General features: G+C 32.7%; 18 protein-coding genes. 6 read left to right on the top strand and 12 right to left on the bottom strand.

Annotated features, from left to right (window positions below):
* Positions 1 to 9: 9 nt before the first annotated feature.
* The 11 genes from atpD to CCY99_RS05150 all read right to left on the bottom strand — a co-directional run bounded on the left by atpD (position 10) and on the right by CCY99_RS05150 (position 9,549).
* Complete coding sequence (gene atpD, locus CCY99_RS05200; protein ID WP_112060353.1) at positions 10 to 1,413, bottom strand: F0F1 ATP synthase subunit beta; 1,404 nt, start codon at positions 1,411 to 1,413, stop codon at positions 10 to 12.
* 20 nt (positions 1,414 to 1,433) lie between these two features.
* Positions 1,434 to 2,336, bottom strand: a complete 903-nt coding sequence (gene atpG, locus CCY99_RS05195; protein WP_112060352.1) for an ATP synthase F1 subunit gamma — start codon at positions 2,334 to 2,336, stop codon at positions 1,434 to 1,436.
* Positions 2,337 to 2,349: 13 nt separating this feature from the next.
* Positions 2,350 to 3,864 (bottom strand): F0F1 ATP synthase subunit alpha, encoded by a 1,515-nt coding sequence (gene atpA / locus CCY99_RS05190; RefSeq protein ID WP_112060351.1) that lies wholly within the window; start codon positions 3,862 to 3,864, stop codon positions 2,350 to 2,352.
* An 18-nt stretch (positions 3,865 to 3,882) separates the two neighbouring features.
* Complete coding sequence (locus tag CCY99_RS05185; RefSeq protein WP_112060350.1) at positions 3,883 to 4,413, bottom strand: F0F1 ATP synthase subunit delta; 531 nt, start codon at positions 4,411 to 4,413, stop codon at positions 3,883 to 3,885.
* Positions 4,413 to 4,919 (bottom strand): F0F1 ATP synthase subunit B, encoded by a 507-nt coding sequence (locus tag CCY99_RS05180; RefSeq protein WP_112060349.1) that lies wholly within the window; start codon positions 4,917 to 4,919, stop codon positions 4,413 to 4,415. Before CCY99_RS05180 ends, CCY99_RS05185 begins: the two co-directional genes overlap by 1 nt.
* A gap of 18 nt (positions 4,920 to 4,937) precedes the next feature.
* Positions 4,938 to 5,363, bottom strand: a complete 426-nt coding sequence (locus CCY99_RS05175; RefSeq protein ID WP_112060348.1) for a F0F1 ATP synthase subunit B' — start codon at positions 5,361 to 5,363, stop codon at positions 4,938 to 4,940.
* An 83-nt stretch (positions 5,364 to 5,446) separates the two neighbouring features.
* Positions 5,447 to 6,310 (bottom strand): ParB/RepB/Spo0J family partition protein, encoded by an 864-nt coding sequence (locus tag CCY99_RS05170; RefSeq protein WP_112060347.1) that lies wholly within the window; start codon positions 6,308 to 6,310, stop codon positions 5,447 to 5,449.
* Positions 6,310 to 7,101: an AAA family ATPase gene (locus tag CCY99_RS05165; RefSeq protein WP_112060346.1), complete on the bottom strand. Its 792-nt coding sequence runs from the start codon at positions 7,099 to 7,101 to the stop codon at positions 6,310 to 6,312. The genes CCY99_RS05170 and CCY99_RS05165 overlap by 1 nt, the downstream gene beginning before the upstream one ends.
* Positions 7,102 to 7,275: 174 nt before the next feature.
* Positions 7,276 to 7,908, bottom strand: coding sequence for a biotin--[acetyl-CoA-carboxylase] ligase (locus CCY99_RS05160; protein ID WP_112060345.1), 633 nt, complete (start codon positions 7,906 to 7,908; stop codon positions 7,276 to 7,278).
* A 4-nt stretch (positions 7,909 to 7,912) separates the two neighbouring features.
* Positions 7,913 to 8,818 carry a methionyl-tRNA formyltransferase gene (locus CCY99_RS05155; protein ID WP_112060344.1) on the bottom strand — a complete coding sequence of 302 codons (906 nt, stop codon included), beginning with the start codon at positions 8,816 to 8,818 and terminating at the stop codon, positions 7,913 to 7,915.
* A 113-nt stretch (positions 8,819 to 8,931) separates the two neighbouring features.
* A complete protein-coding gene (locus CCY99_RS05150) occupies positions 8,932 to 9,549 on the bottom strand; it encodes a hypothetical protein (RefSeq protein WP_112060343.1) in 618 nt (205 codons plus the stop codon).
* Positions 9,550 to 9,628: 79 nt separating this feature from the next.
* Here CCY99_RS05150 and CCY99_RS05145 point away from each other — a divergent pair, with 79 nt between their 5' ends.
* The 6 genes from CCY99_RS05145 to CCY99_RS05120 all read left to right on the top strand — a co-directional run bounded on the left by CCY99_RS05145 (position 9,629) and on the right by CCY99_RS05120 (position 13,815).
* Positions 9,629 to 10,138 carry a peptidylprolyl isomerase gene (locus tag CCY99_RS05145; protein WP_112060342.1) on the top strand — a complete coding sequence of 170 codons (510 nt, stop codon included), beginning with the start codon at positions 9,629 to 9,631 and terminating at the stop codon, positions 10,136 to 10,138.
* Positions 10,139 to 10,162: 24 nt separating this feature from the next.
* A complete protein-coding gene (locus tag CCY99_RS05140; RefSeq protein WP_112060341.1) occupies positions 10,163 to 10,510 on the top strand; it encodes an SMR family transporter in 348 nt (115 codons plus the stop codon).
* Positions 10,507 to 10,821, top strand: coding sequence for an SMR family transporter (locus CCY99_RS05135; protein ID WP_112060340.1), 315 nt, complete (start codon positions 10,507 to 10,509; stop codon positions 10,819 to 10,821). The genes CCY99_RS05140 and CCY99_RS05135 overlap by 4 nt, the downstream gene beginning before the upstream one ends.
* Positions 10,822 to 10,909: 88 nt before the next feature.
* Positions 10,910 to 11,635: a (Fe-S)-binding protein gene (locus CCY99_RS05130; RefSeq protein WP_112060339.1), complete on the top strand. Its 726-nt coding sequence runs from the start codon at positions 10,910 to 10,912 to the stop codon at positions 11,633 to 11,635.
* A 10-nt stretch (positions 11,636 to 11,645) separates the two neighbouring features.
* A complete protein-coding gene (locus CCY99_RS05125; RefSeq protein ID WP_112060338.1) occupies positions 11,646 to 13,106 on the top strand; it encodes a LutB/LldF family L-lactate oxidation iron-sulfur protein in 1,461 nt (486 codons plus the stop codon).
* A complete protein-coding gene (locus CCY99_RS05120) occupies positions 13,099 to 13,815 on the top strand; it encodes a lactate utilization protein C (protein ID WP_112060337.1) in 717 nt (238 codons plus the stop codon). Before CCY99_RS05125 ends, CCY99_RS05120 begins: the two co-directional genes overlap by 8 nt.
* Here CCY99_RS05120 and CCY99_RS09570 read toward each other — a convergent pair.
* Positions 13,802 to 13,963, bottom strand: a complete 162-nt coding sequence (locus CCY99_RS09570) for a hypothetical protein (RefSeq protein ID WP_181646850.1) — start codon at positions 13,961 to 13,963, stop codon at positions 13,802 to 13,804. The genes CCY99_RS05120 and CCY99_RS09570 overlap by 14 nt on opposite strands.
* Positions 13,964 to 13,972: the final 9 nt, after the last annotated feature.

The raw sequence follows: 13,972 nt of genomic DNA, 5'->3' as shown, positions 1-13,972 counted from the left end.
TTAAAATAATTAAGCTTTAAGTTTTTCTGCTTTATCTAATACTTCTTGTATATTGCCAACCATATAAAACGCTGCTTCAGGAATATCATCATATTTACCATCCAAGATTCCACTAAATCCTTCAAGCGTGTCTTCTAAAGCGACATATTTACCCGGACTACCTGTGAAGACTTCCGCTACGAAGAATGGTTGTGATAGGAATCGCTCAATTTTTCTTGCTCTTCCAACTGTTCGCTTATCTTCCTCTGATAATTCGTCCATTCCAAGCAATGCGATAATATCTTGTAAATCCTTATATTTTTGCAATACTTGCTGAACGCCTATTGCAATCTTATGGTGTTTTTCGCCGACTATATGCGGGTCTAGGATTCTAGAAGTAGAGCCCAATGGGTCAACTGCTGGATAAATTGCCTTTTCTGCAATCTTTCTATCTAAAACTGTTGTTGCATCTAAGTGAGCAAAGACTGATGCGGGAGCTGGGTCAGTCAAGTCGTCCGCTGGGACATAAACAGCTTGAACCGAAGTAATAGAGCCTTTTTTGGTAGAAGTAATTCGCTCTTGTAATTTACCCATTTCAGTAGCAAGGGTAGGTTGATAACCAACGGCTGATGGAATCCTACCAAGTAATGCGGACATTTCAGCTCCAGATTGTGCGTATCTAAAGATGTTATCTATAAACATTAGCACATCAAGCCCTTTTTCATCTCTAAAATACTCTGCCATTGTAAGACCTGTAAATGCTATTCTATTTCTAGCTCCAGGTGGTTCATTCATTTGACCATAGCATAATGCAACCTTATCTAATACACCACTTTCTTTCATTTCATTATAAAGGTCATTCCCTTCTCTTGTTCGCTCTCCAACTCCAGCAAAGATTGAATATCCACTATGTTTATAGGCGACATTGTGTATTAATTCCATAATAATAACTGTTTTGCCAACCCCAGCACCACCAAATAATCCAACTTTACCACCTTTTGAATAAGGGGCTAATAAATCTACAACCTTAATACCTGTTTCAAACATTTCTGTTTTTGTGCTTTGGTCTTCAAACACTGGAGCGGAACGATGTATAGGTAGCTTTATTTTTCCTTTTAATGGTGCACCCTCATCTATAACATCACCGATAACATTTAGGATTCTTCCTAAAACTTCTTCGCCAACAGGCACTTCTATCATAGCACCTCTTGCTTTAACTTCCTGACCTCTTTTAAGACCTTCTGTCATATCCATAGCAATTGTTCTAACTCTATTATCTCCTAAATGGGAAGCGACTTCTAATACTAGCTTTTTGTTTTCCCCATTCATTGAATAATCAACATCGATTGCTTCATAAATTTTTGGCAAATATCCATCAAAATCAATATCAACGACAGGACCCATTATTTGCGAAATTATTCCTTTTGTATTCATCTATTTACTCCTATTTATTTTTATTTCATTGCTTCTACACCAGCATTTATTTCTACCAATTCAGTAGTAATCGCTGCTTGTCTAGATTTATTAAGTTTAATTGTTAAATCTTTTACTAATTCAGATGCATTTTTAGTAGCAGTATCCATAGCTTGCATTCTTGAGCTAAGCTCTGCAGCTAGAGAATCTATCAAGGCATAAAACATATTGTAATTTATATATTGTTTTGCTAATTCCTCTAGAATCATTTTTTCGTTGTCTGTAGGCTCTATTAGCATTTCACCATCATTTTGAACTTCTTTTGTGATACTATCTAAATCTATACAAAATGGCATAATCTCTGTTATCTGTATTTCTTGAGATAACATATTTTTAAATCCATTATGAACTATTATAACTTTATCTGTAACGCCATTTATATAATCATTCACAGCTTTCATAATAAATTCAGATGCACCTTCATCACTAGGATTCGATGATAAAGTTGTAGATTGGTCGTATAACTCTATTTCATTAAAATGAAAATATCTAATCCCCGTTTTACCAATACCTCTTAATCGAATCTTAATTCCATTATTTTTATATTCATTCATAAGATGGACAACTGCTTTGATGGTATTTGAGTTAAAAGCTCCACATAAGCCCTTATCAGAAGTTACAAAAATAATATCCACCATTTTTACTTGTCGTGTTTTATCTACAAATAAAATATCATTTTTTTCAAACATATTCCCCGATAAAGTTTTTTGGATAATTTCATTAAAAACTTCATTTAGCTTAGCAGAATAAATCTTACTTCGTTTGGCTGCTTCTACTGCTTTTTTAAGCTTAGAATTTGCCACAAGTTTCATTGCCCTTGTAGTTTTTTGAATATTTTTTATACTTGAGATTTCTTTTCTAATATCTTTTAAACTATTCCCCATATTTCAACCTTATTTATATTGAAAAAGTATTTTTAAATTCTTCTAGAGCTTGTTTTAATAATGTTTCTAAATCAGAATCTATTGTTTTTTTGCTGATTAAAACCTCAAATATTTTAGGATATTTAGCCTCTATAAAAGGATAAAGGTCAGATTCAAACTTTGTGATTTTATTAACTGGGATACTATCTAAATAGCCTCTTGCTCCTGCGAAAATAATAACAATTTGTCTCTCAACAGATAGTGGAGAATATGGAGGTTGTTTTAATATTTCTACCATTCTTTGACCTCTATCAAGCTGTTTTCTACTGCCTTCATCTAAATCTGATGCAAATTGTGAAAACGCTTGTAACTCCCTATATTGTGCTAAGTCTAATCGCAAAGTCCCAGATACTTGTTTCATTGCCTTTACTTGTGCAGCTCCACCAACTCTTGATACAGATAAGCCCACATTTATTGCAGGTCTTATACCAGAATAGAATAAATCTGTTTCTAGGAATATTTGTCCATCTGTAATTGATATAACATTTGTTGGGATATATGCTGCCACATCGCCCGCTTGTGTTTCAATGATAGGTAAAGCAGTAAGCGAACCAGCACCTAGCTCATCACTTAATTTCGCAGCTCTTTCTAGTAGTCTTGAATGTAGATAAAATACATCTCCGGGAAATGCTTCACGACCCGGTGGTCTTCTTAGGATTAATGACATTTCTCGATATGAAACAGCGTGCTTACTCAAATCATCATAAATAATTAATGCATGTCTTGAATTATCTCTAAAATATTCACCCATTGTTACACCTGCATATGGTGCTAAAAACTGCATAGTAGCAGAATCCGAAGCCGAAGCATTGACTATTATTGTGTATTCCATCGCGCCGTGTTCTTCTAATTTTCTAACTACTTGCGCGACTGTGGATTCTTTTTGTCCAATGGCTACATATATACAAATTACATCTTGTCCTTTTTGGTTTATAATAGTATCTACCGCAACAGTTGTTTTACCTGTTTGTCTATCACCTATTATAAGCTCTCTTTGTCCTCTACCAATTGGCACAAGTGCATCAATCGCTTTGATTCCTGTTTGTAGTGGCTCATGAACGGACTTTCTAGCCATAATTCCGGGTGCTTTTATCTCGATAAATCTTTGTTCTTTTGCTTCAATACTTCCTTTTCCATCTATTGGCTCACCTAAAGTATTTACAACTCTTCCTACAACAGCATCTCCAACAGGCACACTCATAAGAGTTCCAAGTCTTTTAACAGAAACTCCCTCTTTTATATCCTTTCCAATTCCAAGTATAACAACACCTACGCTATTATCTTCGAGATTTAAGGCTAATCCTTTATCTCCAGTGTCAAATTCTACCATTTCATAATACATAACATTTTTTAATCCATAGACTCTAGCAACACCATCAGCATAGCTAATAACTGTCCCAACTTCATCTATATCAATTTTTAACTCAAAATCATCTATTCTTTGCTTTATGATTGAGCTTATTTCATCTACTTGAATCTTATTTGACATTTTTACTCCTTCTTAAATTTAAAATGCTTTTAAAATATAATTTCTTAAACTATTAGAAAATCCATTTTTTAAAAATGAAGTTTCAACACTAATACCATCTACAAACAATCTTACCCCCTCCGTATCCATTGGTTTTTCTGTAGCATATAATGATACTCCTAGTCTTTTACCCATCTCTTTTTTGATATGCTCTAAGTCTTTAGAATCCAACTTAAATGATGAATAAACTATAAGTTCATATTCATTATTACTAGAGTTAATATATCTTTTTAATTCATCACATATTAGCGGAATCTCGCTCAATCTATTTTTTTGATTGAGAATTTTTATGAAGTTTATTATTTTTTTATCTTTTATTTCAACAACTGATAAAATCAAAGATTCTTTTTTAGATTTTGATACTGTTGGAGAATTAACAATAGCACTAAATTTGGCATCACTAAAACAATTAGATATTAAATATAAAGTATCTAATGCTTTAGAAGCCCCTTTTATGCCTATCGCTGATACTAATGCTTTTGTATATTTTTTTGATACTAGCGAATTCATTATGCAACCCTTTTTAAAAGTATATCTATGTAATCGTTTTTATCAAGCTTTACATCATTTTTGATTAAAAGCTCATCTAAAATATCATCAATAACAGCTTTTTTCATTCGTTTTTGTTCAAAACTTAGCAATTCTTGATGATTTTTATTTAGAATCTCAATATCATTTTTGCATTGTTCTTCTATATTTTGGGTAATAATAAAAGCCTCTTTTTTAGCATTAGCTACTATTTCTTCTGCTTTTTGTTTGGATTGTTCTAGGGATTTTAACATATCTTCTTTTTTGGCTTTAGATTGAGCTAATTTATCTTGGACTGCATTCAATTGACTAGAGATTCCATCTTGTCTTGCCTTTAGGGCAGATTTTATTCTATTTGCTAGTAAATACCAAAGAATTGCAACAAATATAGCAAAATTTATTGTTCGCTCTATAATATCACTATTTGCTATATCAACATCTGCTGCAAATGCAAATACTGGCAATAATATAAATAATATTTTATGCATTACATACCTCTCCTTAAATTACATTTCTTTTAATTTTGCATTTAAACTTTTCTTAAAATCTGGCATTTTAGTAAGAAGTGATTTTTTTAGCTCTTCTTTCTCTTTTTTGATAGATTCCATAAAGTTTGCTAAATCTTTTTCATTAGAATTTTTTATTTCTTGAATATTTTTGTCATAGTTTAATTTTGCCTGTTCGTATGCCCTTTCTCTTAATGAAGTTGCTTCCTTTTTGGCATTTTCTAAGATATTGTTAATCTTAGTTTGTATTTCTTCTATCTCACTATCATTGCTACTTGCATTCTCTAAATCATTTTTAATCATATTATCTCTAGAATCCATAAATTCTAAAATTGGCTTATAAAGCCATTTATTCAATAGAATCATACATAGAATGAATAAGAAAAATACAAGTAACATTAACTCCGGATTTAAACTTATACCCATTACCTCTCCTCTTTAGCAAAGTAGCTAACTTTAGTTATTTAAAATAAATGACATAATATTAACAAATTAGTTATTATTTTTTGTTATAAATTATTCAAATTACTTAAAATTTTTATTAACCTATTTACTTTTTCCTTAGTTTTAAATTTTAAAATTAATGAATTATTACTAATTTTTGTATCAATATCAATAGATTGGAATATATTTGATAGCTTTGATAAATCATCTTTAAATTCAATGATTTGCTTTTTATTATGATTTTTAGGAGCAGTCTTAATATTCTTAACTAAATTTTCCGTTTCCCTTACTGAAAGCTTTTGACCAATTATCGAGTTTAACGCCAAAGTGAAATCATCATTACTAAGATTTACTAAAACCTTTGCATGTCCTTGTGAGATTCTACCTTCGATTAATAGCTTTTGTGCGTCTTTTGGCAAACGCAATAAAGCAAGTGTATTTGTAATTTGCGTTCTACTTTTTTGTAGCTTTGATGCAAGCTCATCTTGCGTAATATTATAATCTTTTATCAACGCGTCATAGGAAAGTGCCAAATCGATAGGATTCAAATCCTCTCTTTGTATATTTTCTATTAAGGCTAATTCTCTAAGTTTTTCTAATTTAATATCTACAACAATAGCTCTAATCGTTTGAAGATTGGCGATTTTAGAAGCTTTTAATCTTCTTTCACCTGCTATTAAAAAATATTCATTATTATCTTCATATATTAATATGGGTTGCAGAATCCCGTGCTCTTTGATTGAATTTGACAGCTCAATCAAAGAAGATTCGTTAAATGTTTTTCTTGGTTGCAATGGATTTGGTTTTATTAAATCAATATCAATCTCAACAACCAAAGCAGAATTATCGTTTAAATTATTCTCATAAGCTTGTTCTACTTCACCGATTAATGCACTTAATCCGCGACCAAGTGCTTTTTTCTTTGCCATTATACTCCTTGCAATATTGCTTCAGCTAGATTTTGATAGGCAATACTTCCATTTGAACGCATATCATAAAGCAGTATTGGCTTACCAAAACTAGGAGATTCCGCTAATTTCACACTTCTTGGAATGGTTAAATTTTGAGAATTAATATCCTTAAACATATATTTATCAAAATGTTGCGATAAATCATAAATAACTTGTTTTGCAAGATTATTTTGAGATGCATACATTGTAGGTAAAAAACCTTTAATGCTTAGATTTGGGTTGATTTGCTCTTTTAGCATTTTAATCGTGCTTAGTAGCTGTGCTAAACCCTCTAATGCAAAAAATTCACATTGTATTGGTATTAAAACAGAATCTGATGCACTCAAAGCATTCATTGTAAGTGGTCCTAATGCTGGAGGAGAATCTAATATAATAAAATCATAATCTTCGGTTACTTCGGCTATTTTTTTCTTTAATATTAATTCCCTACCTTGAGTTCTTTTATTATAAAATTCTTTTTCAAAACCAACTAATCCAATATTTGAAGGTGCTAAAAATAGATTCTTAGTATCAGTTTTTTTAATAATTTGAGATAATTTCTTAGAATCAGTAAGAACATGATAAAGATAAAATTCCACATCATTTCTATAAATACCTAAGCTTGTAGTTGCATTTGACTGCGGGTCAGCATCAATCAATAATACTTTTTTACCTTTATATGCTAACGAAGCAGATAAATTCACTGCTGTAGTAGTTTTACCTACACCGCCTTTTTGGTTTGCAATGGTTATTATCTCGCACTTATTCATTATATTAGCCCTTAATAATTGTTATTTTGAAATATTTATTTGTGAAAAGCTCTAACTTCCTAAATCTTAGTTTAACTCTCTAAAACTAGATTAGGTATTGTAACTTTTTTTATATAAATTAAATCTTACTATATTATAAAAAATAGTTTAATTTTACTTTTATTCGATTATCATTTATCTTATAGAATAGATAATATCATTATTGATTTTTATCGCACCGTCTGGGAGTAATTTAGCATTTTTAAAGGATAGAATCTTATTTTTATAATGAAAAGAAAACCGCTCATTTTGATGAAATTCTTGGCTATATTTGGTAAAAACCTTATTCCAACTATAATTATCTATACTGCTAAAATATGTTTCTAAAAAATCATCATAATCCACAATAAGTCCATTATCAATAGTGGCGAAGTTTTTAGATTCTATGTTTAAACCAATGCCACAAACAACAAAGCCATTTACTATATTGCAGATTATCCCACCAATCTTATTCTGCTCTACATATAAATCATTAGGATATTTTAGCCAGACTTTAGAGCCGATATTTGCTAGATTCTGCTTAAAAATAAATCCAAAAAAAATCGACATAGATTCTAATTTTAAATCATTTGGTAGGCTAATTAAAGGCATACAAAATGAAAAATACAAACCCTTTTCAACTTCTACCCATTTATTGCCCCTTGAGCCGATACCAGAATCTTGCTTATTTGCTACAATGCAAGTAGGTTGCTTTATTTTATTATCCTTAATTAATGTTATTAAATATTGTTGTGTTGATGGTAGTGTTTTAAATGTTACTATTTTCATATTATTAATCTATAAGCAAACTACCTATTTTTAATCTTTTTCCTCTTAGATACGATACAGAATCAACCTTATTTTTCCCTACATCTTGCAATATTTTAATGCTTAAACTTCCTTTTTTGCAACCAATGATAATAGAATCTTTATTGATAGCTAGAATCTCCCCTTCTTTATTCTTAGAATCTATATCATTTATCTTAATATCAAAAAGCTTTGTGCCATTTTTTAGATATATATTTGGCCAAATTTTATATGCTAAATATTTTAAATAAATCTTATTTGCATTATCAAACATAACTAACCCATCAATTTTTTCAATTTTTTTGCAATAACTAGAATCTACATGTATTTGTGGTAAAGGCTTTATAGAATCTAGAATCTTTAGTATTTTTATAATTAATTTTGCACTATTTTGGGCTAGAATCTTGGTTGTATATTCAATATCTAATTGTTTATTTATCATATATCTTATTCCTAGTATATCGCCACTATCAAGGTTTTCACTCATTTTTATAATACTTGTTCCAATAAGATTTTGATTTTTTAAAATCATATCTTGTATAGGACTAGCTCCGCGACTTTTTGGCAAAATAGAGCCATGAATATTAATACAATAAAAATTATTAATAATTTCTTTTGGTATGATTTTCCCGTAAGCTACGACCAAAATAATATCTGGTTTTAAATCATATATAAATCTTAAATCATTAAGATTTTTTGGCTGATAGATTGGAATATTGCTTTTAATAGATTGCAAGAATTCCTTTGTTTGTGGTGCTTTTAGCTCCATCTTTCTGCCAAATGGTTTATCTATTTGTGTTACAAGCCCAATTATCTTAAAATAATCATCATTAATCAAAGATTCTAGAATTATCCTTGCAAATAATGGCGTCCCAAAAAATAAAATATTCAAATCCTAATACCTTTTTAATAAAATTTCTAAGTTTGTATTCTAAAATAAAAATTCCAAATTTCCACTTTAACACTTACTTTTATATATTATTAATATCAATGTTTTAGAGAATCTTAATCTTGTAGTTTGAAATACCTAAATCGTTGCATAAATTTATTTATACTATCTATATTTATTATATTATTATTGCTTGATATGCCGATAAATCTTCCATTTTTATCAAAGTATGGGAATCCTTGCTCATAAATAATTGTTTTTTTGTAGTTTTGTATTAAAAACGGACTATTGTCGCTTATCGTTTCTATTTCCTTAGATTTATAATTGTTGCGGAAATTTATTTTTTGATTATTTATTAATTCTTGGTGATATAGCTTTTTATTAGAATAATTACAATAATCATCTGTATAATGAGTGATTTTTAACATCGCCAAAGCAGTATTTTCATCACTTACCACTAATCTTGCTTTTGCAATGCAGATTATTAAATCAACTTTGCTATCTTTTATTTTTACATTTATATCACTTGGGAATCCTATATTTGTTATAGCGGAGCTTGTAATTATCGTATTATCATCTAAAAAGATTCCAAATTTACTTCCAAATGCACCATTGGCGAAATTTATATCAAGTTTTATAGCACCTGCAATCCAATCATTTTTATCTATTATCATATATTCTTTTGAGTAGATAAAAGTGCTTAAAAGAATACATAATATTATTTTTAAGAACAAACGATTACTCCAAATATCTAAAACTTCACAAAAATATCGGTAAAATTGCAATCAAATTAATTATGATAAGGAAATATAAATGGAAGATTTAAAAATATTTGATATAGATGAAACATTATTAGAAAATAGCAAATATGCAACTATATGCACTTCTAAAGGCAAAATCAAGCTAAAGCTTTATGGAGATTCAGCACCACAGGCGGTTACTAATTTTGTTGTTTTGGCAAATAGCGGATTCTATAAAGGTTTAACATTTCATAGAGTGATAAAAGGATTTATGGCACAGGGCGGTTGTCCTTTTAGTAAAAGTAATCCAAAGTTAGCTGGTATGGGTGGTCCGGGATATAGAATCAAATGCGAAGTGGAAAACAATCCAAAACTACATATAAAAGGGGCTTTAAGTATGGCACATGCAGGAAAAGATACAGGCGGAAGCCAATTTTTTATATGTTTTGTGCCTTGTCCACATCTAGATGGAGTGCATACCGTATTTGGCGGAATCCAAAGAAATGACGAAAAAAGTTTTGAAGTGCTTGATAAAATAGAGCAGGGCGATATTATAGAGGATATTATAATTAGCAAAGATTAATTTTTTTTGCATATAAGGATAATTATGAATAATGTTGAACGAAAAAAGATTCTTGCTTGGTTTTTTCTACTACTAGCAATTATTACAGAAGTAGTTTCAGCTGGATTCTTGAAAGTTGGAGATGGTAGATTATTTGGCTACATTTTTATGGTAGTTTTTATAACACTTTCATATTATCTATTAGCACTAGCACTTACAAAGATTAAAGTAGGTATAGCCTATGCCATATGGGAGGTTTTAGGCTCTAGTTTGATTGTTTTAATGTCATTATTTATATTTGATGAGATTGTAACAACTAAACAAGCTATAGGGATAATACTTGCTATTACAGGGATTGTATTAATTAATATCGGTGAGGCAAAAGAAAAATGAGTGTATATTTATTGATTATTATCGCTTCCGCTTTTCTTGATATATGTGCTAATTTATTATTAAAAAAATCTAATGGTTTTAAACATAAAATATTCGGTTTTGGTGCGGTTTTCTTAGTCATTGTAGCATTTATTTTACTATCTTTTACATTGGAATATTTTCCTTTAAGCGTGGCTTATTCTACTTGGGGAGCGGTTGGGATATTAGGCACTTGCATTGGCGGATATTTGCTTTATAACGAAAAATTAAATGCCATTAGCATTTTGGGAATTGTTGTAGTTATTTTTGCAGTAATTTTGCTGAATTTTTAATCCAACTATACAACATTGTGGCATAAACTTTTAACTTTTTACGATAAAATTTAAACGCATTCAACTTTAAAGGAGGAGATAGAAAGAGATGAAAGCGTATTTTTTTGCTACTTGTCTTGGGGGAATAGCGTATTCTAATACTTGTTTAAATGCAATCAAATTACTACAACAGCAAGGCGTTGAGGTAATTTTCAAAAAAGACCAAACTTGTTGCGGTCAGCCGAGTTATAATTCTGGATTCTACGAATACACGAAAAAAATCGCAATGCATAATATCGCATTATTTGACAAACCATATCCCATAATCGTGCCATCTGGCTCATGTGCTGGGGTGATGAAGGTCGATTATTTGGAGCTTTTCGCCGATGACGGGGATTATAGTGTGGTAAAAGAGTTCTGCTCTAGAATTTATGAGCTAAGCGACTTTTTACTAAAAGAATTAAAAGTAAAATACGAGGATAAGGGCGAAAAGGTCAAGGTTACTTGGCATTCAAACTGCCATGCTTTGCGGGTCGCAAAAAGTATAGAATCTTCAAAAGCATTAATCCGCCAATTAAATAATGTGGAATTAGTGGAGCTAGAGAGGGAAGAGGAATGTTGTGGATTCGGCGGGACATTCTCCATAAAAGAGCCGGAGATTTCAAAAGCGATGGTGGAAGAGAAAATTGCAGATATTAAAAGTAGGGGCGTTGATTATCTCGTGTCTGGTGATGCGGGGTGCTTGATGAATATCACTGGGGCAATGGAAAAGAGCGGGGCTGGGGTAAAAAGCGTGCATTTATACGACTTCATCGCCCAGCGCATAAATCTATAAGGGGGACATTATGAGCGAAAATCATTCACAAAATTTTCATTCCGGAGAGCAATACGAGGAAATTGTCCATAATAAATTAAACGATAAGCAAATGCGGAAGAACTTAAAATCTGCAATGGGAATCTTAAAGAAAAATCGAAAAAATACCATTGCCAATCGCTATACAAACTGGGAGGAGTTGCGTGAGCTAGGGCGAAAAGTCAAGCAAAATGCTTTGGCGAACCTGCCAACTTTGCTAGAAAACTTCGAGCGAAACGCTACTAAAAATGGCTTTAAAGTCCATTGGGCGAAAGATTCTAAAGAGGCGAATGAAATCATTCTCTCGCTTATGCAAAAAAATAATGCCAATGTGATTTTAAAAGGGAAATCAATGGCAAGCGAGGAGATTGGGCTAAATCATTATTTGAAAGATAATGGTATAAACGCCATTGAGACGGACTTAGGTGAGCTTATAATCCAGCTAATCGATGAGCCACCAGTGCATATCGTAGCTCCCGCCATTCATAAAAATCGCTATGAGATTGGCGAAATCTTTAAAGATAAGCTAAATGCACCGCTTGAAAGTGAGCCAGAAAAGCTAAATAACATCGCAAGGACGCACTTAAGAAAGGAATTTAAGGATTTTAGAATAGGTCTTTCTGGCGTGAATTTTGCTATCGCAAATGAGGGCGCGATATGGCTTATTGAAAATGAGGGCAATGGGCGTATGAGCACGACTGCGTGTGATATACATATCGCAATTTGCGGGATTGAGAAGATTGTGGAGAGCTTTGAAGATGCGAGTATTTTAGACTTGCTCCTTGTGCCAAGTGCCACTGGGGCAAATATCAGCTGCTATAATAATATCATCGCCTCCCCACGCCAAGAGGGCGAGTTAGATGGACCAAAAGAAGTGCATATAATCTTGCTTGATAATAATCGCTCCAAGATTCTAGCTGATAGCCACTATTATCGAGCTTTGAGCTGTATCCGCTGTGGCACTTGTCTAAATCACTGCCCAGTGTATGATAAAATCGGCGGACACTCCTATCTATCGACCTACCCGGGACCAATCGGCGAGGTCATATCGCCACAGATTTTTGGGCTAAATAACTGTGCCCCAATGCTAAACTTCTGCTCCCTTTGTGAGCGATGTAGCGAGGTTTGCCCAGTTAAGATTCCACTTGCTAGTTTAATTAGAGATTTGCGAAGTGAGAAGGCTGGAGAGGGCAGAGGGGGCGTTGTGGGCTATAAAGAGACGCATAGAAGTTCGCTAGAAAAAAATAGCTTTGCGGTTTTCACTAGCTTTGCGACCAGTGGCTTTAAGTGGCGATTGCTAATTACGCAAGTGCGGATTTTTGGAGGGCTTGGGAAAGCCTTTGGCGGGATTATCCCGGGGCTAAAGCAGTGGCTAAGCTGTAGGAGCTATCCAGCCCTAGATGCGAGTTTGCACTCTAAGGTAAAAAATCTTAAAGGGGTGATTTATGAGTAAAGAAGCCATTTTACTAAGTGCGAAAAACGCACTGAAACAAAATAAATTAAGAGGCGTGAAAAAAGATTACAAGAATCTAATCAAAGATTCTGGGAATTTAGAGGGCGATTATGTCGCTATGCAGAGTGCAAATAAGGCGATTATCGTGGAATCTAGTGCAGATTCCAAAGCGATTGTGGCAAAAATCGGCGAGATTCTAAAAGAAATTGAGGCAAAAAATGTGATTTATAACTTGGAATTAAGCGAATTAGACTTTTCGGCATTGAGCGGCTTTAATATCAAGCCATATGAAAAAAGCGTGGATAATGCCAGAGATGAGCTTTTTGGCGTGGATACTTCGATAGTGTATGCGAAATGCGGTATCGCTGATGTGGGGATTTTTGGACTTGCGTCTTCGCCAAAACACCCGCGCTTGGCTTCGCTAATTACAAAAAATTGCATTGTGATTTTGGAGCGGAAAAATATCGTTAAATCGCTCCCGGAGGGATTGGAGCTACTTCGCGGTGGCGTTAAATCAGCAGAATCTGGGGAATCTGCGAAATCCGTGGAATCTGGGGAATCTGGGGAATCTGCCAAATCCGTGGAATCTAGCGAGAAACTCCCTAGCAATCTAATATTAATCGCTGGACCAAGCCGAACTGCGGACATTGAGCTTCAAACCGTCTTTGGAGTGCACGGACCACAGCAGGTTTATATTATCTTGGTGTGAAAAATAGCGTGATTGGCATCAAAAATAGCGTGGAATCTAGCGTGAAAGTCGGCATAAACCGCATAAAAAACGGCGTGAAATCCAGTGCAAATCGCACAGAATCTAGCATAAAAATTAGCGTAGAATCTAGCGAAAAAAATAACGCCAAATCCCGCCC

The organism is Helicobacter sp. 16-1353, assembly GCF_003288815.1.
Classification (GTDB): Bacteria; Campylobacterota; Campylobacteria; order Campylobacterales; family Helicobacteraceae; genus NHYM01.
This window is presented reverse-complemented; position numbering and strand designations above follow the sequence as displayed.